The 26,164-nt window shown below is 65.9% G+C and carries 19 protein-coding genes and 1 pseudogene; 12 read left to right on the top strand and 8 right to left on the bottom strand.

Features of this window, described 5'->3' with window-relative positions; genetic code table 11:
• Positions 1-112: 112 nt before the first annotated feature.
• Positions 113-424, bottom strand: coding sequence for a DUF6412 domain-containing protein (locus tag IF78_RS0103005; protein WP_031478440.1), 312 nt, complete (start codon positions 422-424; stop codon positions 113-115).
• A gap of 82 nt (positions 425-506) precedes the next feature.
• Positions 507-1,304, bottom strand: coding sequence for a class E sortase (locus IF78_RS0103000; protein ID WP_031478438.1), 798 nt, complete (start codon positions 1,302-1,304; stop codon positions 507-509).
• Positions 1,305-1,611: 307 nt separating this feature from the next.
• On the opposite strand from IF78_RS0103000, the gene IF78_RS0102990 reads away from it, so the two are divergent.
• The 3 genes from IF78_RS0102990 to IF78_RS0102980 all read left to right on the top strand — a co-directional run bounded on the left by IF78_RS0102990 (position 1,612) and on the right by IF78_RS0102980 (position 4,782).
• Positions 1,612-3,084, top strand: coding sequence for a glycoside hydrolase (locus tag IF78_RS0102990; RefSeq protein WP_031478436.1), 1,473 nt, complete (start codon positions 1,612-1,614; stop codon positions 3,082-3,084).
• Between the two features lie 49 nt (positions 3,085-3,133).
• Positions 3,134-3,604: a hypothetical protein gene (locus tag IF78_RS48245; RefSeq protein ID WP_078662282.1), complete on the top strand. Its 471-nt coding sequence runs from the start codon at positions 3,134-3,136 to the stop codon at positions 3,602-3,604.
• 155 nt (positions 3,605-3,759) lie between these two features.
• Positions 3,760-4,782 (top strand): SEC-C domain-containing protein, encoded by a 1,023-nt coding sequence (locus IF78_RS0102980; protein WP_031478433.1) that lies wholly within the window; start codon positions 3,760-3,762, stop codon positions 4,780-4,782.
• 136 nt (positions 4,783-4,918) lie between these two features.
• Here IF78_RS0102980 and IF78_RS0102975 read toward each other — a convergent pair whose 3' ends face one another.
• Positions 4,919-6,247, bottom strand: coding sequence for an HNH endonuclease signature motif containing protein (locus IF78_RS0102975; protein ID WP_234439754.1), 1,329 nt, complete (start codon positions 6,245-6,247; stop codon positions 4,919-4,921).
• Positions 6,248-7,082: 835 nt separating this feature from the next.
• Between IF78_RS0102975 and IF78_RS0102970 the strand changes: the two genes are divergently transcribed.
• The 3 genes from IF78_RS0102970 to IF78_RS45645 all read left to right on the top strand — a co-directional run bounded on the left by IF78_RS0102970 (position 7,083) and on the right by IF78_RS45645 (position 9,786).
• On the top strand, positions 7,083-7,478 hold the full coding sequence (locus IF78_RS0102970; RefSeq protein WP_031478429.1) for a very short patch repair endonuclease: 396 nt from the start codon (positions 7,083-7,085) through the stop codon (positions 7,476-7,478).
• A gap of 91 nt (positions 7,479-7,569) precedes the next feature.
• On the top strand, positions 7,570-8,541 hold the full coding sequence (locus IF78_RS0102965; RefSeq protein ID WP_031478428.1) for a DNA cytosine methyltransferase: 972 nt from the start codon (positions 7,570-7,572) through the stop codon (positions 8,539-8,541).
• Between the two features lie 78 nt (positions 8,542-8,619).
• On the top strand, positions 8,620-9,786 hold the full coding sequence (locus IF78_RS45645) for a DNA cytosine methyltransferase (protein WP_234439753.1): 1,167 nt from the start codon (positions 8,620-8,622) through the stop codon (positions 9,784-9,786).
• A 171-nt stretch (positions 9,787-9,957) separates the two neighbouring features.
• On the opposite strand, the gene drmB is transcribed toward IF78_RS45645, so the two are convergent.
• The 4 genes from drmB to IF78_RS0102940 are packed head-to-tail and all read right to left on the bottom strand — an operon-like array spanning position 9,958 to position 21,149.
• Positions 9,958-11,760 (bottom strand): DUF1998 domain-containing protein, encoded by a 1,803-nt coding sequence (gene drmB, locus IF78_RS0102955; protein ID WP_031478425.1) that lies wholly within the window; start codon positions 11,758-11,760, stop codon positions 9,958-9,960.
• Positions 11,741-14,920, bottom strand: coding sequence for a helicase-related protein (locus IF78_RS0102950; RefSeq protein ID WP_031478424.1), 3,180 nt, complete (start codon positions 14,918-14,920; stop codon positions 11,741-11,743). Before IF78_RS0102950 ends, drmB begins: the two co-directional genes overlap by 20 nt.
• On the bottom strand, positions 14,917-16,434 hold the full coding sequence (locus IF78_RS0102945; protein ID WP_031478422.1) for a nuclease-related domain-containing DEAD/DEAH box helicase: 1,518 nt from the start codon (positions 16,432-16,434) through the stop codon (positions 14,917-14,919). Before IF78_RS0102945 ends, IF78_RS0102950 begins: the two co-directional genes overlap by 4 nt.
• Positions 16,431-21,149 carry a DEAD/DEAH box helicase gene (locus IF78_RS0102940; protein ID WP_031478421.1) on the bottom strand — a complete coding sequence of 1,573 codons (4,719 nt, stop codon included), beginning with the start codon at positions 21,147-21,149 and terminating at the stop codon, positions 16,431-16,433. Before IF78_RS0102940 ends, IF78_RS0102945 begins: the two co-directional genes overlap by 4 nt.
• 370 nt (positions 21,150-21,519) lie before the next feature.
• Between IF78_RS0102940 and IF78_RS50780 the strand changes: the two are divergent.
• The 3 genes and pseudogenes from IF78_RS50780 to IF78_RS0102930 all read left to right on the top strand — a co-directional run.
• Positions 21,520-21,632: pseudogene (locus IF78_RS50780) on the top strand (transposase); the annotation flags it as partial.
• A 110-nt stretch (positions 21,633-21,742) separates the two neighbouring features.
• On the top strand, positions 21,743-21,880 hold the full coding sequence (locus tag IF78_RS48240) for a hypothetical protein (protein ID WP_158751251.1): 138 nt from the start codon (positions 21,743-21,745) through the stop codon (positions 21,878-21,880).
• A gap of 182 nt (positions 21,881-22,062) precedes the next feature.
• The gene (locus IF78_RS0102930) at positions 22,063-22,725 is read left to right on the top strand and encodes an HAD family hydrolase (protein WP_031478419.1); all 663 of its coding nucleotides are present in this window, start codon (positions 22,063-22,065) and stop codon (positions 22,723-22,725) included.
• On the opposite strand, the gene IF78_RS0102925 is transcribed toward IF78_RS0102930, so the two are convergent.
• Positions 22,706-23,980 (bottom strand): NsdA family TPR-like regulatory protein, encoded by a 1,275-nt coding sequence (locus IF78_RS0102925; protein ID WP_031478417.1) that lies wholly within the window; start codon positions 23,978-23,980, stop codon positions 22,706-22,708. The two genes, IF78_RS0102930 and IF78_RS0102925, sit on opposite strands and share 20 nt — an antisense overlap.
• A 189-nt stretch (positions 23,981-24,169) precedes the next feature.
• Between IF78_RS0102925 and IF78_RS44855 the strand changes: the two genes are divergently transcribed.
• The 3 genes from IF78_RS44855 (at position 24,170) to IF78_RS44850 (ending at position 25,830) form a co-directional block, all read left to right on the top strand.
• Positions 24,170-24,661: a hypothetical protein gene (locus tag IF78_RS44855; protein WP_051827475.1), complete on the top strand. Its 492-nt coding sequence runs from the start codon at positions 24,170-24,172 to the stop codon at positions 24,659-24,661.
• 229 nt (positions 24,662-24,890) lie between these two features.
• Positions 24,891-25,328 carry a glycine-rich domain-containing protein gene (locus tag IF78_RS0102915; RefSeq protein WP_031478414.1) on the top strand — a complete coding sequence of 146 codons (438 nt, stop codon included), beginning with the start codon at positions 24,891-24,893 and terminating at the stop codon, positions 25,326-25,328.
• 88 nt (positions 25,329-25,416) lie between these two features.
• Positions 25,417-25,830, top strand: coding sequence for a hypothetical protein (locus IF78_RS44850; protein ID WP_051827474.1), 414 nt, complete (start codon positions 25,417-25,419; stop codon positions 25,828-25,830).
• Positions 25,831-26,164: the final 334 nt, after the last annotated feature.

The following is a 26,164-nucleotide window of genomic DNA, read 5'->3' as shown; positions in this document are numbered from 1 at the left end:
GATGACAGCGTGTCCAAGTCGGTGGGTCCGAGTCGGTGCCCGAATCGGTGGGTCCGAGTCAGTTTGTCCGAATCGACGTGTCCGAATCGACGTGTCCGAGTCGGTGTGTGCCCTACGCGACGGTCGCCAGGAGGGCGTGACCAGGTGCCCTGGGCCGTGGCCGGCCTGAGGCGTCGGGATCGCGTTGTGGCAGGAAGGCCGTACGGCGGGCCCGGTCGCGGATGGCCGTACGCACCCGGGTGGGCGCCACGGCGGGCGCGGCACGCGAGGCGAGCAGGGAGCAGACGGCGAACGCGGAGCTCGCGGCGGCGGTCGCGGCGAGCGCGACGGTCGCCGAGAGGCTGCCGGTGTCGAGCAGCGCGATCTCGAGGAAGAGCAGCACCATCACGGCGGTGGGACGCAGACTCGCCCGACTCCGCATCATCGGCGCCCCTCCCCTCGTACGGCTCGTTCATCGCGCACGGCGCTCGTCCTGACGTTCCTGATGTTACCGGGGCGGCGCGGAGCTACCGAGGCCGCATCGAGACGAGCTTGCCCCACACCACCAGCCGGTACTTCGACGTGTACTCCGGCGTGCAGGTGGTGAGCGTGAGGTAGTAGCCGGGTTCGGTGTAGCCGTGGCCCGGCCTGACCGTGGAGCGCGGGACCGGCCGGATGACGCTTCCGTCGTGGGCGGCGGTCCGCGCCAGGGTCCTGTCGACGGCGTACGTGTACGTCGCGCTCCGCGTCTCGACCCGGACGGTGTCCCCGCGCGCGAGCCGGTTGATGTACCGGAAGGGCTCACCGTGGGTGTTGCGGTGCCCGGCGAGGGCGAAGTTGCCCGCCTGGCCCGGCTGTTGGGTGCCGGGGTAGTGGCCGGCGTAGCCCTTGTTGAGCACACCGCTCTTGCTGACGCCCTCGGCGACGGGGACGCGGAGGTGGAGTCGGGGGATGGTGAGGATGGCGTAGGCCTGGGACCAGTCGGCGGCGGGGGCGGCCGCGGACTGCCGGGAGCCGGCGGACCGCTCGGGCGAGCCGGTGGACGCGGGCGGGAGCTCGTTCCCGGACTCGGGCGCGGCCGCCGACGCCGCCGGTACGGCCGTACGGGAGTCACCGCCTCCCTCGTCCCAAGTCCGCTCCAGCGCCCGGACCTCCCGCTCGGCGCCCTCCCTGGCCTCCCGGTTGGTCCACCACACCTGATGAACGACCAGCAGCAGAAGCACCACCCCGACGGTGACGAGCACCTCCCCGCCACCCCACAGCACCCGCCGCCGCAGGGCACGCCGCCGAAGCCCGCTGTGCTGCACGACGCGAACCCGCACCATCCGCAAGCCTCCTGAAACCGGGGCCGCCCGCACGATAGGGGCAGGCCCGCGAGGTCTCCAGACCCATGCGCGCCCGGTCCGTCAGAACCGTCTCCGTCCGGCACCCCGAACACTTCCTCCACAGCTTTGAGAAAGGGCTGTCGGAACCCTCGACAACCTCATACGCCACACCCGATGCTTCCTGTCGGCATGAACGGGACAGGCCACGACGCCGGTTCGACGACGACCGCCCTCCTCTTCGGGCTCCGCCTCACGAACTGGTTGGAGCAGGCACTTCATCGGCTGCGCTGAACGAATCGGAGAAGTCATGATCCGACGCAGAACTCTGCTGGCGGCGACAGGCGGCGCATTCCTCGGCAGCGCCCTGGCGACGGGCACCGCACACGCGGACGCGACCATCGCCGTCAACCCCGGCACGTCGTACGGCACCTGGGAGGGCTGGGGCACCTCCCTGGCCTGGTGGGCCAACGTCTTCGGCAACCGGAACGACTTCGCCGACCTCTTCTTCACCACCAACCCGGTGACCTACAACGGCACGACACTGCCCGGCCTCGGCCTCAACATCGCCCGCTACAACCTCGGCGCGTGCAGCTGGAACAGCGTGAACGGCGAGTCGATGGTCGAGTCGGCGAACATCCCCGCCTTCAAACAGATCGAGGGCTTCTGGCAGGACTGGAACAACGAGGACCCCACCTCCTCGGCCTGGAAGTGGACGGCGGACGCGAACCAGCGCGCGATGCTGCAGAAGGCGACACAGCGCGGCGCGATCACCGAACTCTTCGCCAACTCCCCCATGTGGTGGATGTGCAACAACCACAACCCCTCGGGCGCGGCGGACGGCGGCAACAACCTCCAGACCTGGAACTACCGCCAGCACGCCTCCCATCTGGCGGCCACGGCCCTGTACGCCAGGAACAACTGGGGCGTGAACTTCGCGACGGTCGACCCCTTCAACGAGCCGGCCTCCACCTGGTGGACCGCCACCGGCACCCAGGAGGGCTGCCACATGGACCCGGCGGTCCAGGCGGCCGTACTCCCGTACATGCGCAGCGAGTTGGACAAGCGCGGCCTGACAGGCATCCGCATCTCCGCCTCCGACGAGACGAACTACGACACGGCCCGCTCGACGTGGTCCTCCTTCAACTCCTCCACCAAGGCCCTGGTCAGCCAGGTCAACGTGCACGGCTACCAGGGTTCGGGCGGCCGCCGGGACCTCCTCTACACGGACGTGGTCACCACATCCGGCAAGAAGCTGTGGAACTCGGAGACGGGCGACGGCGACGGCACGGGCCTCACCATGGCCTCCAACCTCTGCTACGACTTCCGCTGGCTGCACCCCACGGCCTGGTGCTACTGGCAGGTCATGGACCCGACGACGGGCTGGGCGATGATCGCGTACGACGCGAACACCCTCCAGCCGACCACCGTCCAGACCAAGTACTACGTGATGGCGCAGTTCAGCCGCCATATCCGCCCGGGCATGCGCATCCTGGACACGGGCGTGAGCTACGCGGCAGCGGCGTACGACGCGTCGGCGCGCCGCTTGGTGATAGTCGCGGTCAACACCTCGGCCTCTGCCCAGACCTTGACCTTCGACCTGTCTCGTTTCACAACGGTCTCCGGCGGCTCGGGCGGCCTGGTCCCCCGCTGGAACACGGTGACGACGGGCGGCGACCAATACCGGTCGTACTCGAACACGTTCCTGAGCGGAAAGTCGGTGGCGGTGCCGTTCGCGGCGAAGGCGGTGCAGACGCTGCAGATCGACGGGGTGGTGATCTGACGGGACCGGCTGACGCAACCGGAAGCGCTCCAGGACCGTCGCGTGTCACATGACGGACTCAGCCGCAGGAGAAGTGGCGGACGCGAAGGAAGCGGAAGCAGAAGCAGAAGCAGAAGCGGAAGCGGAAGCGGAAGCGGAAGCGGAAGCGGAGACAGGAACGGATGAGCGCGGGCGCCGGCGCGGCCTGGTGGCGCCCGCGCTGGCGAACCTGGCCATCGGGGTGCCCGCGATCATCCCGCTCTACCTGACGTACTGGCTGCTGACGGACTACCTGCCCTCGCCCTGCGACGCCTTCGCGCCCGACCCGGCCCTCTCGAACTGCGACTACCACACGCTCGATCACGCGCCGGTGATGATGTTCCTGCTGGCGGTGACCGGGGCGCTGCTGCTGATGGCCCTGACGGCGGTGAACGTCCTGACCCCACGCGGCCGCGAGGACGACGGCCCCCGCAGATGGCTGACGACGGCACCACTGTTCCTGGTCCCGTTCCTGACACTGCTGTGCCTGGCGAAGGCGTAAAAGCAGCGACGACAACGGCGACCCGACCCCGGCCCCACCCCGGCCCCCCACCCCCCAACCGCTCACCTCGGCGACGTCCTCGACCAGGCAATATCTGCACCCTCTTCTCCCCTCCGTTCTCTCCTCCGTCAGCCATGGGCAGTACGGTGTCCCCCATGCGCCCCGACACGCCTGCCGAAAACGTCGACCACCCCGCCGAAGCGGCACGCCTGGAGCGAACCGCCGGCCTCTACCCCGAGGACGCCGAGGCCCTGCTCGTCCAGGCCGCGGCCCACCTGGAACTGGCCGGCGACCGCCCCGCCGCGACAGCGCTCTACGACCGCCTGCTGTCGTCCTCCGTCACCTTGGACAACCCGTACCTGGTACGGGCCCTCAAGGCGTCGAACCTCTGGGAGTACGGCCACGAGGCAGAGGCGAGGGCGATCATCGACGGCGTCCGGGCAGCGGCCCCGAGGGACCCGGCCCCCTGGGTGATCGTCGCGGAGGCCCTGGAGTCCCACGACGAGCTGGACGCGGCGCACGACACCTTCACGGAGGGAGCCCGCCTGCTCCTGACGGACGTACCGGAGCCGCCGTACTCCACCCATCCCCTGCTGTTCGGCCGCCACAGGGTCCGGCGGATGCTGGGCGTGGCCCACGACGAGTGGGACGCCCTGGCGGACACGCTCCACTCCATGCCGGTCTCCCTGGACGAACTCCACGACCCCAAGCGCGTCTGGTCCCTGGGCTCGGAAAACCCGGCGGAACTGGAGGCTGAGATCGACCGCCTCCGAGCGGAACTGGGCGCGTATCGGGAGGCACTGTCCCGTCCGTTCCCGGTGGCGGTGCTGCACTGGACGGCTGACGAGCTGACGGAACTGGTGGCCGCGTATCCGTCGCTGGCGGTGGAGTACCCCACGCATGGGGAACACCTGGCGACGATAGAGGCGTCACTGCGGGAACTGTCGGCTTCGGGCACCCCGAACCTGGGCATCGTGACGGGCACGGTCCCGTCGTACGAGGCCTTCGCGGCTTCGGAGGGCGCGTCTCCGGAGGACGCGGCGTTGCTACCGCAGTACGCGACGACGCTGGCGGCGCGGGGGCGGGCTGTGGCTTGGCCGCCGCAGCGGGGGGCGGTTTGCTGGTGCGGTTCGGGACAGCAGTACGGCGACTGCCACGGGGCGGAGCTGCAGGCCTGACGGAGCGGCTGCAGCAGCCGGCCCCTTGGCCCCCACCCCCCAGCCTGCTGGCACCCGCCCATGCCTGTCAGCCGAGGCGGCGGTTCGCCGCTCGGCTCGACTGCACAGGCGCTGGGCAACAAGCAACTGAGCTGGCTCACTCCCGGTAGACGGGCGGGTTGTTGGTGTACGTATGCCCGGTCGGCGCGGTCCAGGTGCTGGTGCCGGTGTGCGCATCCCGGGTGACCTTCCAGCCGGGATGGTGGGTCTTGAGCCGATGATGCCGTCGGCACAGCGGCTGCAGATTGTCGGGAACGGTCGGCCCGCCCCTCTCCGGATCCCGATGATTGAACGGCCGCACATGGTCAAGATCGCAACGATGGGCAGGCATCCGACAGCTGGGAAAGGCGCAGTACTGATCCCGAGCAACCACATGCCGCTCGGTCTCGGCGGTCGGCCGATAGGTGGTGGGGTCGGTCTTGATGAGCAGCCCGCTCTCGGGCGCGGTGAGCAACCGCCGCCAGACGGTACCCGGCGCAAAGGCAAGCGCCCGGGCCTGCGAGGCGGTGATGGGCCCGTACCCCTTCAGCTCACCAGGCCCATCCTCCTCCCCGACGAGAATGTCGAACGGCACGGTCAGCTGCACCACAACACCACTCGACCGCCCCGCCCCACTCCCCCCACTCACACCTGAACCACCCACCACCCCGGGCTGATTGACCACAAGATCGAAGAGCGCATCAACCCGCTTCTGCTCCAGGCTGCGCCCGTCATCGGCATAGCCCTGGGCCCGGCGGTCGACGGCCACCTCCATGAGCGCGGCCTGTTCGGCAGGCAGCACGGCCCCGAACAGCGCCATGCCGTCATCATCGGGATTGCTGACCACCCTGCGTTCCCGCACCCGCTGCTGATGCCGCCGCTCGGCCCCCTCGGGATCGGCCTTCTGGACTTCCTGCCGCAGCGCGGCCCGGGTCTGCCCGGCCGCCTGGCTGGGCATCTTCACGGCCATGACCTGCTCAACCTGCGCGGCAGCACTGTCATCGACGACACGCAACTGCTCGGCGAGCGTCTGCGCCTGGATATAGGTGATCTGCCCGGCGGCAAGCAGCTTGGTGGTCGTCTCGTGCCGCTCGGCCAGCAAGGTGGCCGCCTGCAACCGCTGCGCGGCAGTGACGTTGGCCAGCCGCAGCGCGCAGGCAACCTCCTCCACGGCCGTATCCCATCCGGCGGCGAAGACATCGCTCAGGCTGCCACCCGCCGCCAGAATCATCTCCTCAGGGGTATCGGTGTACGCGGCGACCGCGGCCAGCACCTCAACCTGCTTGGCCTGCAGCCAGGACAGATGCTGCTCCAACACCACCAGGGCATTAATCCGCCCCCGGGCCGACAACTGCGCCACATCAAGCCCATCGAGCAGCCCCGCACTCTCCGCCCCGGGTCCCCGCTCCCGCACCCCCGCCACCCACTCATCCAACGAACCGGCCAACACCACACCCTCAGCTGACGCGGCGTCCTCCAGACCCCCCAGCCCCAAGGCGGATGACGACGCACCCCCAGCACTCGCCAGCTCGGAAACACCCCCGGCCACGGACACGCCCACCCACCCCCTCGCAAACCACCACCAGCACACCGAACTCGCGACGATCCCGAGCCGGCCGACCCCACCAATTATCACTTACGGAGAGTAATAACGCCAGGTCAATCCAATACTCGAAAGAGTGAACCACCCCCAAACAGAAGACCGGACAGACCCCGCCGGACCATCGAGAGGCACCACCGCCCACCCTCAACGGAAAGCCGCCACCCCACCCGGCACGCCGCCATCCCGCGCCGGCGCCCACCCACCGGCCGGACGCCGCTAAACCCACCCGGCGTGCCACGAGACGCGAACGCGCCCCCACCCCGCCCCGCTACCCAGCCGACCTCACCGCCACCAACCTGGGGCCACCCGCCTCCCCGGGCCACCCGCTCGCTTCTCCCCCGTGCTGGAGCGGGCCGGGTCAAGGGTGACCCGAAGGGCCATCGGCGCAGCCGACGCGGAACGCAGCGCAGCGGAGTGAAGCGCCCTTGACGCGGGCTGCGGAGGCACGACACTGCGAAGAAGCGGGCGGCCTCAGCAGTGCGGGTGAACTCCGTCCAGGGGGCCAGGCCCCGACAGTCACACGGGAACCTCCACTCGCCAGGATTCTGTGGCTCCACACAGCAGGCCGCCCAGCCGGCGGAGACGAGGATGCACAACCACTGCCCCAACGCCTATCTTCCGCCGGCAGAATGCTCATGTGGTAGGTGCTGTCCCATCCTCTCCCGGTGTCTCCGCCCGCATGAGCCGCCAGAACTCCCGCGACACGACTCCCGAGGTGGCGGTCCGGAAGATCCTGCACGCCGCGGGGTTGCGTTACCGAGTAAACGTGCCTGTGCCTGGCATGCCTCGTCGCACGATCGACATCGTCTTTCCCAAGGCCAAGGTCGCGATCTTCCTGGACGGTTGCTTCTGGCACGGCTGCCCCGAGCACGCCACGCAACCGAAGGCAAACGCGGAGTGGTGGCGCACCAAGCTGGGCAAGAACATGACGCGCGACCAAGAGACCACCGAGCACTTGCGGGCAGAAGGATGGACGGTTCTCCGTTATTGGGAGCACGAAGTACCGGACAGGGTGGCCGAGGATGTCAAGGCCGCCATCCTCAGACACAAGCCCGTGAAACAGAACCGGCCATGAAATCCGGCCCTGGCGGTCGCCATCGACAATGCCAGCGATCGAGCCTATCGTCGTGGCATATTCGTTGATCCACTAGGGCGGGGAGACCTCCATGGGGAAACTGGTATCGGTCGACGTGTGCTCGGGTGCAGGGGGACTTGCACTGGGCCTGGAACGCGCCGGCTTCGATCCAGTGCTCCTCCTGGACAACAAGCCGATCGCCTGTGAGACGCTGCGGCGCAACCGACCGTCGTGGAACATCCTCGAGATGGACCTCGTGGACTTCGATCCCCTCAAGCATCGGCAGGTCTACGGTGTCGACCTGCTCTCCGCAGGTCTGCCGCGCGTGAAATCGTCGGCGACGACAAAGCGTGTGGAAACGGGCCTTGAACTGCGCTTGATGAAGGCGACGGTCCGGTTGGCTCATACTATCCAGCCGAAGGCCCTACTAATCGAAAACGTTCCGGAGCTCGTAGCCAGCCCTGAGTTCGGGGAGGTCCGGGACTACCTGCAGAGTCAAGTCGCCTGCCTCGAATATGGGTTTCACTGGTTCGTCCTCAATGCCGCCGATTTCGGCGTACCACAGGACCGCAAACAGGGTGTGCTGGTCGCTTTGAAGGATCGATACTTCGATCGGTTCGAGTCCCCCGCCCCCACAGTGTCCCGGCCCGTGACTGTAGGCGAGGCTCTACTTCCATCGATGTCGGCACGCGGCTGGACCGGTGCCGACGAATGGGCGGCACGGGCCAATCGCGTGGCTCCAACTCTCGTGGGCGGATCCGACAACCGCGGGGGCGCCGACCTCGGACTGACGGGCACCAAGAGGGCCTGGGCACAGATGGGCATCAACGGTGCCGCGTTGAGCGACGAGGTGCCGGGGTCGGACGGCATCCAGGAATCGGACACGTCGGGCTCTCCGCTCAAGAAGCTGACCGTGGAGCAGACAGCCAGACTTCAGTCCTTTCCACAAGACTGGATCTTTGCGGGCAAGAAAACGGCGCGGTACCGCCAGATCGGCCACGCGTCACCGCCACCGGTCGGTGAGGCGCTGGGCAGAGCGCTCGCCGAGGCGCTTCGAAGCTGACCGCACGCATAGGACGGCTGCGCCCGCATCTGCGGTATGGACAAGAGCACCGCGTGCCGCCGGCTACACTTCGATGCCATGACCCCCGTACAGCCTCAATCTCCTCAGCCTGCACTTTTCCGCATGGTGGACTTGTTTGCCGGTCCTGGCGGACTGGACATCGCAGCAGAGGCACTGGGGGTGCCGAGCGTCGGAGTCGAATGGGACGCGGGCGCGTACGCCACCCGAACAAAGGCGGGCCTGCGCACCGTTCATGAGGATGTCCGCAAGTGCAAGCCGACCGACCTCGCCTTCCAGGAGGCCAACGTCCTGGCAGGAGGACCGCCGTGCCAGACGTTCACCGTCGCGGGCAACGGCGCAGGACGGCGAGCCCTGGACACCGTGTTGAAGTTCGTGCAGCGTCTCGTCGACCGGGACAAATGGTCCAATATTGAGGCGGAACTGGCCGAATTGGAGGACGAGCGCACCGGGTTGGTGTTGCAGCCTCTCCACTGGGCTCTTGAGGCCCTCGACAATCCTGACCTCGATCCATACCACGCCATTGTGCTGGAACAGGTCCCTGCGGTGCTCCCGGTGTGGGAGGCGTACGCAAAAGCACTTAGCGACGAATACGAAACCGACTTCGGTGTCCTTCACACCGAAGAATTTGGAGTCCCACAGACCCGTCGACGCGCCGTGCTGATCGCGCGCCGTCGCAATGATGATGACCGTCTGCACAGTCCCCAGCCCCTCAAGCTGCCCACCCCCACACACCAGCGCTACCGCGGAAGTAGGCAGGTGGAGAACGAGGGTTTCGCCTTCGCCGACGCTGTGCCGGAGAAATGGGTGAGCATGGCTCAGGCACTGCCGGAACGTCCGGCCCCATTCACCGTAATCTCCAACTACGGGACGGGCGGCGACCCCAAAGCACGTGGTGAGCGTCGGTCCGACCAACCTTCGGCCACCGTCACGGGCAAGATCTCGCGAAACCGCGTGATAGGGCCCACCGGCACCGATCGTTTCTCATTCTCCGAGGCAGGCCGCCTCCAGACGTTTCCCGCGGCTTACCCGTGGAGCGGCAAGGACGTCTCACAACAGATTGGCAACGCCGTACCGCCACGGCTCGGAATGCACATCATCAGCGCAGCCCTTGGTCTCGGACGTCCATCGCAGGAGGCTTTGAACCGGCTCGCATCGTGGGAGCCAACGGTGCCAGAGGAAGGCAAGAGCGAGAACGAGAAGGATGCTCCATCCTCCCACTCGTAATGTCCTCTGCGCCTTCGCTGCCTGTATGAAAGCCTCCTCGTTGCGTTCTCTCGCCGCACCCTAAACACAACAAAGCAGGCCACGACATCATGCTGGCAGCCGCGGTGGCCGTTCCTCTGCTCAAGCGTCCCCCTCCGGGTTCCAGAACGGCCACTTGAGACTTGAGACGTGTCACCCGGGTCGCCGGACTTCCGCCAGCACGTCGTCCAGCAGTCCCGTCACGTTGCCTCCGCCGAGGACCAGTTGGCGATCCAGCAGCCGGTTCCCCGTTTCGCACGAGGTCTCACTTACGAGCGAACAACCATGGCAGGCCGAAAGGTTGAGATGCGAGGCTCCCTGCCGGTCACTCTCGATGCAGACCGGGTCGTTGGAACAGAAGTCCGCATCCTCAAGCGCCGCCACCAGAAGGGGGATCAGTTTGTCCGGGGCCCCGAGTCTGACGAGCCCGCCCAGCGTTCCCTGCGCATCCCCTGCCGCGGTGTAGATCAGGATCCCCGCAGTCTTATCGGTACGGTCGGAGTTGGCGTAGATGCGCTCCTGCAGCGCGGCAGACGCATAGCCACTCGCGAACGCCAATCGTCGGATGAGCAGGTGCGCCAGCGTGTGAAGGGCCAGGAACCTGGGCTCCGGCACGTCGAGGCGACCGGCCAGCGGAGAGTCGGCCCTGCGCGCCATGAGGATGCCGGCACGTGCCTGCACCCCTGCCTGCGCCTCCCAAGCGGCCAGCTTCGCCTCGTCGAACCGTAGAAAGATGCCCTCTCCGAACAGCTCGATCGCCGGATAGACGGGCTCGTATTTCTGGTTCGCCCCAAGGTCGACGCCTATCAACGCCGCTTCCGCGTCATGGCGTCGGAATCCTCGCAGAGCACGGACTTCCCGCACCCGACGTACCTGTCCGATTCTGCCGATCATGCTGATCAGACTCGTAGGCCCTGGCACACCTTCGAGGGTTCGCCCGTCGACGACGAAGTCGCCGCCGCTGCCGTCGCGTCCTGCCTCAACTTTCTTCAGGAACGCCGCCCACTCACCGTCCTTGAGGTCGAGCAACATCTCTCCGGCGGTGTTCTCCTCCCCCGCAGCGACGGCCAGGACGGTCTCCGGTGTCACGCCGAGATCTTGGGCAATCCACTGAGCCCCCGTCTCCGCCAGGGGTCCGCCGTTGTCGGCAACGACCTTTGCGAACAAGGCATGTCCACGGATCTTGTCGGCCGCGTCCACGGACGGGGGGCGTTCCTCCGGTATATCGAGCGCCGAGATGGTCTGGGCGAGGTAGTTGCCCGTGGCGCCGCGCTGCACGGCGACCAGTTCGTGGGGACAGGGCTCCTTGACCGCACTCTTCGGCTCCCAGGGCTGACGTCCCTCGCAGCGGATCCCGTCTCGCTTCAGGGCCTCCTTGGCCACCAGTTCCGCGAAGGAGCGTGTATTGCCACACCCGTAGCACTTGACCACGAGTGACGCGAGGCCTTCACCGCGCTTGGCCAGCTTGTGGAACCGGAGCGCCTTGTAGTCACGACAGAAGCGAACTGCTTCGTTCTTACTGGCCGCAGGTCCCCGGTGCGCCCACTTGAACCAGGGAATGTCCCGGACGTGGCTGCCCTTCTCGCAGATGGCGATGTATCGCATGGGCACGAGCATGCCGCCGCACTCGCAGGTGTTGCTCCACTTGCCCTTCTTCTTCCCAGTCAGCTTCGTGAGCTTGTCGCAGCGCTCGCAGAACCTCCATGCCGGAAAGCGCCAGTAGGGCAACGCGGGTGTTTCCTTGCCGGCACGGCCCGCATGCGCCGGAGGTTGCCTCAGCTTTCCGGCTCCGAGCCTTGCCATAAGGCGCTCACAGCTGATCTCCGGGGCAAATTTCGTGTCCCACCAGGATGTGTCCGGCGCCATGAGGGACTCGCCTCGGATGTCGACAATCGCACCTACGCCGAAGGGCGAGATCGTCTCCGAGAGCCGCAGGTCATGCCTGATCTTCTCCATCGAGCACCTCCTCCTGCGGTTCCTGGACCTCAACTGCCACGCTGGGCTCGACCGATCTCATCGAATCTGCGACGAGCCATCCTTCTCCGGGCTGTCCGAACCTCTTCAACAGAGCTGCCTGTTCCTTCTTCGTCCGCTGGTAGTTCAGGGGCTCGTTCGAGTCCCGTGCCAGTGCCGCCCGACGATCCCAGTCCTTCAGAAGGCTCCACACCGCATGCCTCGTGTCGGTCGCTTCCGCCCCATCGGAACGGTGCACGTAGCCCAGGAACCGGTCCACGATCCCTTCGACTGCTTTGCGAAGCCTGACGTCGTCCAGGTCGAGTTGACCCGCCTCGTCATTGCGGGCGAGCGGAGTGAACGACTGCCTCAGCAGTGCGACGAGTGCGCCGGCGAGGGACCTGTCGCGTGAGGACAACGACCACGGGGTGACACTCGTGGGCTCCACGCTGCGGTACAGCGCCTCGTGGTAGCCGCGGAAGGTCTCGAAGTGGGACCGGTCCCGGGCTCGACTCGACCTGAAGAGCGTGACGACTACCCCGTTGATATCGCCACGTCCGACCCGGCTGGTGGCCTGGATGTACTCGGCTGTGGTCTTCGGCTGGCCCACCATGAGCATCAACGCGAGCCTCGGGATGTCGATGCCGACGGAGAGCATGTTCGACGAGAGAACCACATCGACGGCGTCCGGCGACTCGTCGACCCTGACACGCAGCGCACGAAGATCGTTCGGCAGTTCCTCCGCGCCGCGGCGACTCGTGAGTTCGAGGACTTTTCCCGCCCTGACAGGCCGAAGGGGGAAGCCGAGTCGCTCCGCGCGAGGCTCGAGCCGGCCGTTGACGTCGTCGACGACCAACGTCCCGGTACGCCCGAGCTCACGAAGACTGTTGTGGTACATGACCAGCGTCCAGTAGGCGTCCCGCGAGGCGGCGGACGGGGCGCGGGCGGCCAGCGCCTCCGGCATCTCCACCATGGGGGTGACCGCGGCAATGACAGCCGACGGCTGCGAGACCGACTGGGGCATCAGGCCAACGTAGAGGCGTCCTTCTCCGCTCTCTACCGGGCGGGAGAAGAAGGTTCGATCGTCATCGAGTCCGGAGGGGGGATACAGAGCAACGTGCCGGCCGTAAAGCCCTTGCACCTGTTCCTCGGACGCACGGATAGTGGCCGTCGACGCGACGATCTTGGGGCTGGATCCAGTCCGGGTGAGCAGGAGCTGGATCACCGCGTCGAACACGGCGACGGTGGTACCGAGCGGTCCCGAGAGCAGGTGCAGCTCGTCCTGGATGACCATGGACGGCTGCCTGTAGTTGGTCCCCAGGCCCAGAAGCCTTCCTGCTTCGGGCCTGAACTGCAGACGCGCGAACTTGTCGACCGTCGCAAGGAGGATCGTGGGCGGTTCCTCGTACAGCACCTCGTCGACGACGGCGAGCGGAAGTTCGCCGGCGAACTCGCACGACCCGTCGACGCAGTGCAGCACGACATCCCTGCCCTCCAGACGCATGCCGTAGTCCTGCGGCTTGTCGCTTCTGAGCTCCGGCACCATCGGCTTCAGGCACCACGGGCAGCTCTCGATCTGGAACTCGTTCGCCTCCTCCGGACGCGCGGCCTTCTGAAGCCTCTTGAGGGCGTCCCGCGCATCTCCACGGGTGCCGGGGGTGACCTCGTTGCCGACCCAGAGGCCGATCGAGAACGGTGCCATTCCCTTCGCGCGCTCGTCCGTGGCACGCAGTATCTCCATGGCGCAGATCAACGCGGCTGCACGCTGGAACTGCTGGGCGGTCAGCAATCGCAAGGTGTACCGAGTGATGACGGCGGTCCCTCCGCCGGCCAGGCCGTGGGCGAGCCTTCGCCGGAAGATCTCAATCGCGGCAAGGCCCAAATATGCCTCGGTCTTGCCACCGCCTGTCGGGAACCAGATGAGATCCACGAGATCCCGTTGCTCGTGCTCGGCGTCCACGGTGGACGCCAACGAGACAAGGAGAAAGCCAAGTTGGAACGGGCGCCATTCCGGCTCCGGCACCTCCTCCTCGGGGAGTCCACGGGTGATTTTCGCCTGCCGCATCTGAAGGCGCATGGCGGCCATGCCGAGCGAGAAGGCCCTTCGGAATTCCTGCCCTTTCGGCGCTCTGAGGAGGTCCACGCCCTCCCTCATCCTGTCGACGGCGTCCTGGGAACGCCTGGCGATTCGGACTGCCACGTCTTCGTCGCCGCCGAAGGTCCCGGCTCTTTCCATCTGCCGATCGGCCCAGCCAGCGAAGGCATCGACGAAAGCGCCCAAAGCCCGCAGCACCACGTCAGGATCCGTGTCGATCTTCTCGAGGTGAGCCAACACCAGAGACTTGGCCTCCGCCGTTCCGTTGTCGAAGCCCGTGGTCTCGACGGTAGGAACCACGAATGCGGGCACGGGCTCGAGAAAGACCCGGGTACAACGGCCGTCCGCAAAGTTCCAGTCCGCGGCCATTCCGTGCCCGACCGCGTAGACCTTCCTGTTCCGGTACCGCAAACGCAGCTCGGCGGCTTCCTGATCGGAGTCGAAAGAACGCGTCGTGTCGTACTCCAGGATGTGCGCCTCGGCAGACGGCGCGACCTGCAACCGGACCTGGAACAGAGTCAGAGGTACGTCGAGCCGGTCGTCACCGGTGGACTCGGCCAGGTTGCGAACGTGCACGGTGACCAACGAGTTGCTTCCAAAGTCACGCCAACGTGCTCCGACCTCGACCTCGGCCCCACCGACGACCAACTCGACGCGCGCGTTAGCCCGCGACAGTACGAGGTCGCCCTTTGAGAACCGACCGCGCTGCCACCTCGGCGGACCGTCCCCACCGACGGATGCATACGTACCGCATGAGAAATCGACATCGACCGAGTTGCCATCGGTGACGAATGAGATCGCGACAGAAGACGGCTTCCAAGGCTCCGCCAGAGGCACCTGAGCAGCGTCCTCCTCGACGTCGCCCTCGGGCACGTCAGGGGCGACTTCCTCGTCGTCCGTGCCCCTGCCGTCAGAGCGCTCGGCCGACTCATCGACGGGGAAGAGCATGCCGACGGCGTACTGCCGGTGAGGGAGGTTTGTCGTGACCTCCTCGGCTCCTCCCTCCGGCCCGACGTAGGACGCACGGAGGTGTCTCAGGGCCTCCTTCTGGGCCTCTGTGAGGTTCACTTGCCAACCTGCTTTCGGAGAAGGTCCTGGAGGCGCTTCTTGTCTTCCTTGGACGCGACTACGTGGAGCGTGACGCGGGCTCTTGTGATGGCCACGTAGAAGGCGGCCACTCCGCGGTCGTCGTATTTCTGCGGCAGCCCGCAGACGATCACGTGTTCCGCCTCCAAGCCCTTGGCGAACCGTGGGTTCGTCACCAGGAATCCCGCCTTGCTCCTGAACGGTTCACCGTCCGACGAGACGCTGACGATCCAGATGTCGTTCCGGCTGGCCCCGTTCGCCACGAGTTCCCGGGCCACAGCCTCGGCCTCGGAGACATCGGCCGGTCCGGCCGACCACCGCCATGCCACCCGCTCGCCGTTGACTATCGCCGGGTCCCCGACATCTGCGCCCAGGTACTCCTGCACGACATGGACGATCGCCCGTGTGTTGCGCACGTTGCGGTCCAAGTCGTATTGGAGTGCCTCCTGCTGCACCAGCTCGCAGACATCCGGATCGAATTCGCCGTCCACACGCGCCTGGTTGTTGGGGTCAAGGAACATCCGCCACCGACCGCGTTCACGGCCACCGCGGATCACGGAGTCGAGTGCGTCCATGCCTTCGGCGTTCATGAGGTCCTGTGCCTCATCGACGAAGACAACGTCGTACTGCTTGTCACCGGACAGATCGGCGAAGGGAAGGAGATCGATGTCCCGTCCCTCGATGCGCGGCCCGAAGAAGTCGACGAGCGCGGGCGAGTGGAAGGTAATGAGAACCGACCTCCCCTGCCCGGCCTCCTGCTTCGCGCCTTCCGCGAGCACGAGGGACTTTCCGGTCCCCGCGCCGCCGAAGACAAGCATCCTCGGATTGCGGGAAAGCGCCGCCAAGACACGGGCCTGGCCCTCCGTCGCCAGGTTCTGCTCCTCTATCACCGCACCCCGCTGCGCATCGATCACCGGCATGCGCGTGAACTCACCGAACAGCCGAGCCCGTAGAGCCTCGGGAGTCGCGATTCTGATCCCCCGAGGAGCGGTCCTGGCATTGCCGGTAACTATTTGAAAGGCCTCTGTCATCCCGGCGATGCTCATCCGGTTTTTGGCCCACCAATGGCTCTCCTGCCACTCGACGGCTGCAGGAGGGGATTCGATGTCCGGAGTAAGAGCAACCGCCTCGGCCGGGAACCAACCGACCCGTTCTTCCTGAAGTATCTTGCGCAACGCGTACATGGCCGACTGCGCCTGGTCCATCGGGGACTCGCGCAACCTGTTCCAGTCGCCACGGCGGTCGATCGTGTACCAGAGCCCGTTGTGCTTCCCGACGCCCCCGCCCTTGACCTCGATGACAATCACGACCCCGCCCCAGAGCACGACGAAGTCGGCTTCCGCCTGCTGCTTGACCTCGTGACTGCGCAGCTTGACGGAGTAGAAGGCGACCGCATCCTGGGGTCCCTCGACGGCCCGAAGGAGCCGGGCGACCCGTCGTTCGGCGTTGCTGGTTGCTGTCGCCTCTATGTCGGAGAGATCCGGTATGAGTATCACGCGCCCTGCTTTCGCCAGAGGTCCTCGTAGTCCCTGTATGCGAGGAAGTTGTTGGCTGCTCCGAAGTTGTCGGCGACGTCCACGATCAGGCACTTGGGCTCGCCACCGTTTGCGGGACCGCGCAGGCCACGGCCAGCCATCTGGATGTAGGCGTTGGGGCTGAACGTCGGCCTCGCGATGTACAGGGCCCGGACACCGGGGGCGTCGAAACCCTGAATCAGTAGGTCGCAGTTCGCAAGAACCCGGATCTCTTGGTCCTTGAATTTCTGGATGATGTCGCGCCGCTCCTGCCGTCCGGTCTGACCGCTGACCGCTTCGGCTGCCACGTCTCGATAGCGAAGCGTCGCCGCAAGCACTTGGGCGGACAACACATTGGGGGTGAAGACGAGGATGGGCCACTTCGGGTCCTGGCTCAGAATGTGGTCGACGAGAATTCTCATGCGTGCCTGGTCACGCCCAATGCGGTCGAGCACCTTGGGCTCCAGCTTGCGCGTGGACTCCACCTGGGCGAGCTCGTCCGGCTCGAGCGTCACCTTCACGCCGGTCAGCAGCACCTCGTGTTCGACCCGAGCGAGTACGCCGATTTTCGACAGTTCGTCGTAAGGACTGCCATCGAACGTTGCCATCTTGTGCCGGTCGAAACGGGCAGCCAATTCATCCGTCTGCCCGGAGTGGACATCGGGCCTGCCCTTGAACGGCGTTGCTGAGATGCCCACGAGCGGGCGCTTCCAATTGCGGCCGTCGACCCCGAGCCATCGGAAAATCCTCGTGTACATCGTCGACCCGCCAGTCCGATGTGCCTCATCGACGAAGACAGCGGCGGCCCGACTCAGCCACTCGTACTCAGCGGAGTCGACCAGCTTGTTGAGCTTGGCATCCGTGGCCACAACCACACTGAACTCGGTGTCGGGCTCATGGACGACGTTGGTGTGCCACAGTCTTCCGATGGTCAAGGGACGCTCGTCGCCGAGCCCACGCCAAACGGTGCTGAACGTCTGCACCGCCTGCTCGCAGAGTTCCTCCGACTGCGCGATCCACAGGACAGTTCCGCGCATTACGCCCTCAATGAAGAGCCGCAACACGGTTTCCGTGGCGACGCGCGTCTTCCCCGCTCCCGTCGGTAGTTCCACCATGCCCTTGCGGGCGCGCCCGTCCGCGTATGGAGACGTCAGGACCTCTCGCAGTTGGCGACTGATGTCCTTCTGGAAGTCGTGCAGGGAGTTGAGCTTCACCGCGCCGGGCACGACGAATTCCTCGTCCTGGCGGTGGGTTCGGCGCCCGGCGTACTTGGCTCCGAACCCCATCTTGCGGAGCCAAGCGATCGTCGATCCCCCGCCGGCCCATGTCGTGGGAACGTCCGGGTACTCCACGGCCCTGAACTCAGCTGCGAGGTGCTTGATGGAGTCACTTCCGTAGACGGTCAGGAAGAGGTCGCCGACGGACGTCGTCTCGTCCACCAGGCCCTGACCCTCCAGCGCCTGCCAGAGTCCCTTCGGCAGGTTGTCCCTCAACGTGTCCTCGCCCAGAAGGATCTCGAGACGTTCTGCATCACTGGACGCCGCACGTGCCGACTGCCGATCCTCCTCGAGTCGCTGCTCGATGCCTTCTTGAAGGACATTGCTCATCTCGGCGTTCGTGAGCTGGAGACCGAATGCCTCGTTGAAGATGTTTAGGACACGTAGTTCATCGAGGTCCGCACGAACGACCAGCGTCAAACCGTCAAGATGCCAATCGAGCGACTTGTCCTCGACTCCGTCTTCCATGGTCACGCGCTTTGCAATGTGCACAGCCTTGGCCACTGACGCGTTCATGACCTTGTCGTCGACGAACATCGAACGGAGCCCCGTGTACACGTCGATGACGCGCTCCGCGTCCTGCCGACCGTCGACCAACAACGAGAAGGAGAAACTGTCCTCGAAACGGCGACATCCGATCGCCTCGACCAGCAGCTCCACCTCGTCCTGGGCCGCCCACAGAAACGGCTTGTGCCTGTCACGGAGAAGTGCCCGCTCCTCCTCGGTCGTCGCCAGGTACACCGCGTCGGGTCGTCTAGCCTCGACCGTGCGCCCCACTCGGGCAGGGATCAGCGGAGGATGAGAATTGGGGTAACCGATCTCGCCGGCGGTGAGGACGAACGCCGTTAGTGTCGGATCCTTGATTGCTGGATTGACGAATTCAGCGTTGAGCGCCTCACGCAGCACCTCGGCCGGGACGTCCTTCAGCACCTTAGGCAGTTCCAGGAGATCCTCGACGCGCCGCGGTCCCCGGAAGAGGGGCAACAGGGCCTCGAACGTGACGAGCGAGGCCGACGCCACGTTGCGAGGTTCTCGGTGGCCGCGAGTCGAATTGAGCAGGCCCGCCCGTTCCACGGCCCACCGGACGGGGGAAATCACCCGGTACCTGTTGCCCGTGTCGCTGTCTTCACAGGTCCAGTAGCCGTCCTCCTCGAAACCGAGCAGCTGGATCGACCACGTCTCCCGAATGCTGAGGGATGCCTGCGCCTCCTTCAACATGAAGAGGACCGAGAACGGACCGGGTCCGTCGTTCTTGTCGAACTCCACCCGCTCGACAGCGCGCTCACCGGGCCCGAGTCGCCTGTTGAGCCCGTCCAGGACGTAGTTGCCATACTCCTGGAAATAGATCTCGTCATCGACTGAATAGGACTTCCGTGGAGCGTGGACAACTCCTGCCTCGTGCGCGAGCTGCACAACACATCGCGACCGGTCCAGCGTCCGCTCTGGGATGCTGTCGCCAAGACCGTCGATGTCCATCACCTGCTCGGGCAGCGCCCAACCGCCGTCGCAGGTCGGGACCCTGAAGCCTCCCGCCTTTCTGGCGGCGACAACCTTCTGCGCCTGCGCCACGGGCACTTCCTTGGCGGCCTCCCAGAACTTCGGAAGCTCGTCGCCTTCCGGCTCCGGCGACAGCTTGGCGATCCTGGCCTCGAAGATCGCCATCGGGTCGAGCTCCCGGAAGCCCCTCTCGGTCAGCTTCTTCTCGACGCCGGGGAGTGCGAGGAAGTCCGGGTGAACGAAGCTCGCTCCCTCGACATCGCCCTCGATGCCCCTGAGGAAGACGTTGCCACGGTCCTTGATGGAGCACATCCCGGCGGTCGTTGGAATGACCTTCGCGGAGCTGATCCCCTCAACCTTTGGGTTCTGCACGACGAACTCGAGTGCCTGGGCAGCCGCCAGTGAGTCATTCCCGTCGGCCCACTCACGCAGCCACGTCAGAACTCCCCTTCTGGGGATCTGTTCCAGAGCCCTCATCTCGTCCCTGGACCGCCGATCGGTGAAATCGGGGTCCACGCTGTTGATATACAGCTGCCGTAGACGAGTCACACGCTGACTGTTGGTGTAGCAACGCCAATGGGGAACGTTCTCATCGGTATTGGGTGATTTGATCCACTGCTCGTGGTCCGCGTCCGAGGCGCTGACTCCAAAGTCCAGTGGACGGAGATCCAGAGCCATGCGCAGGGTGCCGGTAGCGTCGGGTACCAGTGCTTCCTTGGCGCCGAGGTGCGGTACATGAGCGCAGAGAACGTCGTCGCCCAACGAGTGGGTCTCACGACCACGCGCCGGCATGTAGTCCAGATGCGCGGCCGGATCGTCACCGGAGGAGACCTTGGGCAACATGTCGACGAACATCTTCGAGAGAGCCACGAGGATCTCCCGGTTGTAGTCGTTCTCCAGCAGGGTGGTTCGGTCGTCGTTCACGCTCCAGGGCGCGTTGAAGAGGGCGGACGCAGAAGTCCTGTCCTGGAGCGGGAAGTACGACCAGAACTCGCCCAACCGCAGCTGGGTGATGCGCGCGGGCATGGCAACTGTGACCTTCACCTGGCCACGCGACACCGCCTCACCGACCTCGGTGCGGGCCTCGGGACTGGGGGTGTGCATCCGGTCCTCGACGTACCAGTCGTCGTGGCTGCCTTCTGGACGCTCGATGCGGAACCGGCCGTCACCCAGGCGGCGTGACACATGGCTTGTGTCGAAGTCGTCGTCCGCTCCGATCACTCGGAGCCGGACCTCGCGGACCGCCTTGACGAAGAGTAGAAACTCGGAGCGGAACTCCTCGATCTCCTTCCTGAGGCTCTCCAACTTGGAGGCATGCGGCAACCTGACGATGGTCGTCGCCCACTGACCGAGCTCTCCGAGAATCGGATCCTTGTCGAACTCGGACTCGGCGTCGACTCGAGTAATCGTCCGTAGGATCGGCAACCTCTTGGCCGTCGACCCGATCGAGCCGAACGCCGCCTTTGCCTTCGCGGAGTTGAACTCGAAGGAGATCGATCGGCTGAAGACCTGAGGGGCATCGGTGACGGCCAGCACCGACTTGAACCCGAGCCCGAAGCGTCCGATCTCGTCGCCCCTCTTGCCGCTGAGGTGCGCGTGAGCGATCGCCGTGAGGCCACTTTGCGAGAAGGGACGTCCGGCGTTCGCGCAGTACAGAGTCTGGCGATCGAGGTCGAGGACGATTTCGACACGTCCGGCGCCGTCCTCCTGCTCGGACGCCCCCGACATTGCGTCAGCCGCATTCTGTACCAGTTCCAGAAGCGTGCGGTTGGAGTAACCACCGACGCGTATGGACTCCTCGTGATTGGCGTGCTCGGTGATCAAGTTCGGATTCGCACGATACGACTCGATCGCCCGCCTGAAGAGGTCGTCAACCTCACGGACCAACCCCGCGTCGGGGACCCACTCGACACTCTTCATCATCACGACTGCACCGCCTCGGCTGCCGACACCGCGATGCACCACTGCCAGACCCGCACGTACGTGGCTCCTGCACATCGATCGCCATGTTCCTCGATAGTGCGTCACGTCACGCACCGTCGACCTGCCACGGACTGTAGACGCAGGCACCGACAGATCGGCCCCTTACCTCCAGATCGGTCCTTCGAGGCAGGAGATAGGAACATACGACGAACGTTCATGTTCTGTCAGGCATAGGCGGATCTAGGTAGTGATCAACGACCGCTCGGCGAGGAGTGGCGATACCACTGGCTCGATGATTCATGGCGCGCTCTGTGGCCCATGAAGGGGTTTTACCATCGACGGTGGATCTTCGAACAGGGCGTAACAACCGCTGGATGTCCTGTTGATCAGCCAGTCGGTGGAGCGAGCCAGGCCGACGGGATCGAGCTGGCCGGCGAGGGCGGATTGCTGCAGCAGCTGACGAAGACGGCCCTCGAGTCCGCCTCGGGGGCGAGACCACCGATCCCGACGGCCGACGGCTGCCTTGCGCTGATCGCCTTGCCCGTCAGCGCCAGCGGGAACGCGAGACCGCGCGTAGAGAGATGGTCAGGCCGGTGACCGACGGCCACGAGCGCTCCGACGAGGAGTGGATCGTCTGCGAAACCCCACTGGGCGACCAGAGCGTGCTTGGGCCGTTCGGCGTCACCGGCCCGATGCTGGTCACGAAGCTCCGCGAGGTGCGTGCCCCATAGGCGTTCATCCGGCTCGCTGATCCGGAGTCGACGACCGAATCGAAGGGGATGCCGCTCTGCTCACACGAGTGGTACGTCAATGCCCTCCAAGACCTGCTGCGGTGCTGGACCAGCACCTTCAGTACCTGCGGCCGCCCCGCATTCAGAGACAGAACCCGACGAAGCACTACTAGCCTGTCCTCATGATTCGTGCAGTGGTCTTCGACGTCGGTGAATGCCTCGTGGACGAGACGCGCGAGTACGGCACATGGGCCGACTGGCTGGGCGTACCGCGGCACACCTTCCACGCCATGTTCGGTGCTGTCATCGCACAGGGGCGCGACTACCGGGAGACGTTCCAGGAGTTCCGCCCAGGGTTCGATCTCTACGAGGAGCGCGAGAAGCGGGCGGCATCCGGGCAGCCCGAGACATTCGGCGAAGAGGATCTGTACCCGGACGTGCGGCCGGCCCTCGCCGAGCTCCGAGCCGGCGGGCTGTGGCTCGGTATCGCGGGCAATCAAACCGTGCGGGCGGGGCGGATTCTGCGGAGCCTCTTCTCCAACGACGTCGATCTGATCGGTACCTCAGACGACTGGGGAGCCAGCAAGCCTGATCCCGAGTTCTTCAAACGGGTTGCCGCCTCCGTGCCCTTCGATGTCAATGAGATCCTCTACGTCGGGGATCGGTGCGACAACGACATCCAACCAGCGCGAGAGGCCGGGATGGAGACCGCGCTCGTACATCGTGGGCCCTGGGCCTCCATCCTGTGGAGCACTCCCGAGGCCAGGGAACTGCCGACCTTCCGTGTGGACAGCTTGCTTGAACTGCCTGGGCTCATCCGTGAGTTCAACGGCTCAGCGCGCTGACGGTCGTGGACCAGTCGTAAAGCCGATCGTCGAGGTCTCGGACGCAACGCTCGTGCTGGTGAGGGGCGAGTGCGCGGCGAACCTCCCGGACACGGTCCATGCCCGTGGCGTACCAGGTGACGGCCAGTTGGTCGAGGGCCTGGCTCGCGTACTCGCAGGCCTTCTCCGGGTTGCCGGACGCTGCCTCGACGGCGGCCAAGTCGCCGTACACGACCGTGTGCTGCTTGTCCTCGCCCGGTGACATCGCGTCCAGAGCGCAAAGCAGGGTCTCGCGCGCCTGTGGGAGGTGGCCCGCGATCAACTGGGTGTTGCCCTTGAAGGCCGCGAGTCGGGCCGGGGAGAACCAGTCCATCCACTCGGGCGAGGGCTGATCGTTGCCGGTCTTGAGGATGTCCTCGGCGTGCCCGATCAGATGCAGTGCAGTGCGGGTGTTACTGCATCGGGTCTCGCATTCGGCCTCCACGGCGTCGAGCCAGGCGAGGAACTCGGCTGACGCCGGTGCTCGACGCGCATATGTGCGGGCTGCGGTCATGCGCTCCTGAGCCGCGTCGCGATCGCCGACCCAGCCCGGGATGAACGCCATGTGCGCGATGATCGCCGATCCGAGCAAGGCGTCGTCGGCTTCGCTTGCGGCTTGAAGAGCGAGGAGGAAGGTGTCGTTCGCCGTGCTCGGCTCACGGAGATCGAAGAACTCGATCCGACCGGCGAGGAGGTACGCCTCTGCCAACGATGCCGCGATCCTGCCGCGTGTGGAATCCGAGGTCTCAGGGAGCAAGGCGCAACCAAGCGCCGCGTGTGCCATGACGGCGGGGTGCAGTGTGGTCGGCGCTACAGACCAGTAGAGCCGACGGTGGGAGCGAGTCACGGCCTCGAAGTCCAAGGCGGCGGTCGCTGGTTGTGGTGTCGCGACAGCCCGTCCGGACACGACTGCCATTCCGAGTGCTGCCGCGCCTCCGGTCACGAGCATGCGACGCGTGTGGTTGGGCTGGGGTGCGTCCGATCCCCAGGGAGGCGTGAAGCCGAGTGCTTCCATGCTCTGGCCGAGTAGGTGCACAAGTACGCGCTGGCAGTCAGGTTGCGGCCATGGCGGATTGTCCGACTCCCAGCGTCGGACCTGCCTTACTCCCACGGACAGACCACGGATGCCCAACTCCCTGGCGCTTTCCGTCAGGGCGTCGGCCAGGTCCTGCTGTGAATTGAAGCCCGCTGCTACGCGGGCGGATTTGAGTCGTACGTTGCCTGTGGGCCGTGGCATGGGACGCCTCCTGATGGTGACTGCTCCCACCATCCCATAGAACGTCCTCTATGAAGCAGCCGTTCACCCTCAAGATGCCAACTAGGCCCTACAAAAGTCCGCTTGAAGGCCGTCAGAAGTCCTCGAATCGGCGCATCTGTTCATGAACCCTGTGAGACGCACTGACCGCGCCGACGACAGGAGCAGGCTGTGGACGCGCAAGCTGCTTTGGACAGAACGATCAGCGAGTGGCTCGCCCGGGCACACCCGGCACCCCAACAAGCGTGCTCGGAATGGTCGGACCAGGGCGTCGCCTTACTCCCCCTCGGCAGGTTGTTCGCCGCGATTCGCGTCCCCGCTGACCTCGTGTACGCAGCTGTCGGCAGCGAGGACTCAGCGCAGGTTGCCGACATCCTGAGGATGTGGCTGCGCGGCCCCGTCATCCACGACCACCGCAGCGTGGGCCCGACGTATTACGCCCTCATCCAGTGGCATGCCGGCCTCGTCTGGGATTACGGCGAGCACGCGCCGTGTCTGCACGGCGACACCTACCTGGGTGTCCCGCGTATCGACCGGCGGGAGCCTCCCGGCACCTACTGGGTGGTTCCGCCGCGCTTTGAGGGCGACCTGTGCAGACCTCAAGCGGTGCGCGAGCTGATCGACGCCGGACGTCGGCAGATCGCCTCGCACGCGTCGGTCTGACGTCGTTGCCTCCGGCTCCCGCCGCCACGGGCCTTCGCTCGTCGCGCGGCAGGCCGAAAAATCCCCCTCCCCCGAGCACACGACTGGCATTCGGCACTCCGGGAGAGGGCTACCCAAAGGTCCTCCAACTGTGAGGTGAAATCGTGCCCTGCACAACCCTGTTCGGCCTCGCCCGGCCTCTGACCCCGACGCGGCCCGTCAGCGGCTCTTTCGTCCAGGAGGCCGCGCGATGACAACCGCCGTCGCTCCCGACACCCGCACCGGCCGCTCCCTGGTCACGGACGCCGACTTCGAGATGCTCGCCGCATTCTGCGCCGACGAATACGGCCCGGAGCGCTGTGTCGCCGACCGCGTGATCGACCAAGCGCTCGCCTTGGTCTACGTGATGGGAACGACGGGCGAGGGAGCCTCCATGGCCCCCTCCCAGTTGGTCGACCCCGGCTGGCACACGCTCATTCTGCACACCGGCTGGTACGCCGGCTGGTGTCAGCAGCACTTCGGTTACTTCCTGCACCACCAGCCCAACTCCAAGGTCCGCACCCGCGGTCTGATGACGGACGTCGTCGCCAAGATCCGGGCCGCCGGCTTCGAGGTCGACGACCGTCTGTGGGGCACGGCAGCCGACTGCAATCCGCCCGCCTGCTGCGGCGACGGTCCCTGCTGCTGATCCAGCGATCTCATCCGCTTCTCCGAGAGGGCGGACCTGCCTTCGAGCGCCGGTCCGCCCCTCGGCATCCCAGGAACGGAACGCATCCGTGTCCCTCACCGAGCTGACCGCAACCAGCCGCGTGACCCTCTTCCCCCTCGAAGACCTCTCCGTCGCCTACACCACCCAGTCCAGCGACAAGCGCGGCCTTGGCGACATCGGCCTCGTTGCCGTTGTCGACGAGTACAGCGACGGCGAGGAGTTGTGGCGGCTGGCCCGTGATCTGGGTGGGCGTACCGCCGAGGGAGACCAGGCCCGCTGGATCCTCACCCAGGCCAGTCGGGCACGCATGGTCAACGCCTATGCCAACCTGCCCGACGCGACTTGGACGGCGTACATTCGCCGCCGCCTCGAACTCGACGCGCTCTTCGCCAACCACGGCGTTGTGCTGACCGGCCGGATTGCCTTGTCCAGCCTGCGGGCAGTGTTGGCAGTGGAAATGACTGCTCCAAGGGGAAGTTGAGCCCCGGTTCATCCCGTCGCGACGGTGGATGGAGCGTCAGCAGGTGCCAGTCTGTATGGCAAAGCATTCAACGCCTTGAGCAGTGCCGCGCGTTACGGAGCCGCCGCCAAGGCATTGATCAGTAAAGCTGTGGCCCTTTGGAACCATGCGTGACGGCCGGGCCGATGTAGTGCGGCTGTCACTGGTTCTTCGGCCTCGCGTCAGCCAACCCGTGAACTGTCCTTGCGCGCGGAGCGGTTGAGCGCCGAGTTCGGCTTGGGGGGTGCCTATCGTCGGTTTGGCGTGCAGCACGGGAGGAGGAGCGGTTGCCTTCGTTACTCCTGCACCCGTCGTC

The organism is Streptomyces bicolor, from assembly GCF_000719285.1.
GTDB lineage: Bacteria > Actinomycetota > Actinomycetes > Streptomycetales > Streptomycetaceae > Streptomyces > Streptomyces bicolor.
This window is presented reverse-complemented; position numbering and strand designations above follow the sequence as displayed.

What these genes read in the sequence shown, in the direction of transcription:
- IF78_RS0103005 (WP_031478440.1), bottom strand. Translation starts at nt 424, where the DNA reads ATGATGCGGAGTCGGGCGAGTCTGCGTCCCACCGCCGTGATGGTGCTG.
- IF78_RS0103000 (WP_031478438.1), bottom strand. Translation starts at nt 1,304, where the DNA reads ATGGTGCGGGTTCGCGTCGTGCAGCACAGCGGGCTTCGGCGGCGTGCC.
- IF78_RS0102990 (WP_031478436.1), top strand. Translation starts at nt 1,612, where the DNA reads ATGATCCGACGCAGAACTCTGCTGGCGGCGACAGGCGGCGCATTCCTC.
- IF78_RS48245 (WP_078662282.1), top strand. Translation starts at nt 3,134, where the DNA reads ATGACGGACTCAGCCGCAGGAGAAGTGGCGGACGCGAAGGAAGCGGAA.
- IF78_RS0102980 (WP_031478433.1), top strand. Translation starts at nt 3,760, where the DNA reads ATGCGCCCCGACACGCCTGCCGAAAACGTCGACCACCCCGCCGAAGCG.
- IF78_RS0102970 (WP_031478429.1), top strand. Translation starts at nt 7,083, where the DNA reads ATGAGCCGCCAGAACTCCCGCGACACGACTCCCGAGGTGGCGGTCCGG.
- IF78_RS0102965 (WP_031478428.1), top strand. Translation starts at nt 7,570, where the DNA reads ATGGGGAAACTGGTATCGGTCGACGTGTGCTCGGGTGCAGGGGGACTT.
- IF78_RS45645 (WP_234439753.1), top strand. Translation starts at nt 8,620, where the DNA reads ATGACCCCCGTACAGCCTCAATCTCCTCAGCCTGCACTTTTCCGCATG.
- drmB (WP_031478425.1), bottom strand. Translation starts at nt 11,760, where the DNA reads ATGGAGAAGATCAGGCATGACCTGCGGCTCTCGGAGACGATCTCGCCC.
- IF78_RS0102940 (WP_031478421.1), bottom strand. Translation starts at nt 21,149, where the DNA reads ATGATGAAGAGTGTCGAGTGGGTCCCCGACGCGGGGTTGGTCCGTGAG.
- IF78_RS0102930 (WP_031478419.1), top strand. Translation starts at nt 22,063, where the DNA reads ATGATTCGTGCAGTGGTCTTCGACGTCGGTGAATGCCTCGTGGACGAG.
- IF78_RS0102925 (WP_031478417.1), bottom strand. Translation starts at nt 23,980, where the DNA reads ATGCCACGGCCCACAGGCAACGTACGACTCAAATCCGCCCGCGTAGCA.
- IF78_RS0102915 (WP_031478414.1), top strand. Translation starts at nt 24,891, where the DNA reads ATGACAACCGCCGTCGCTCCCGACACCCGCACCGGCCGCTCCCTGGTC.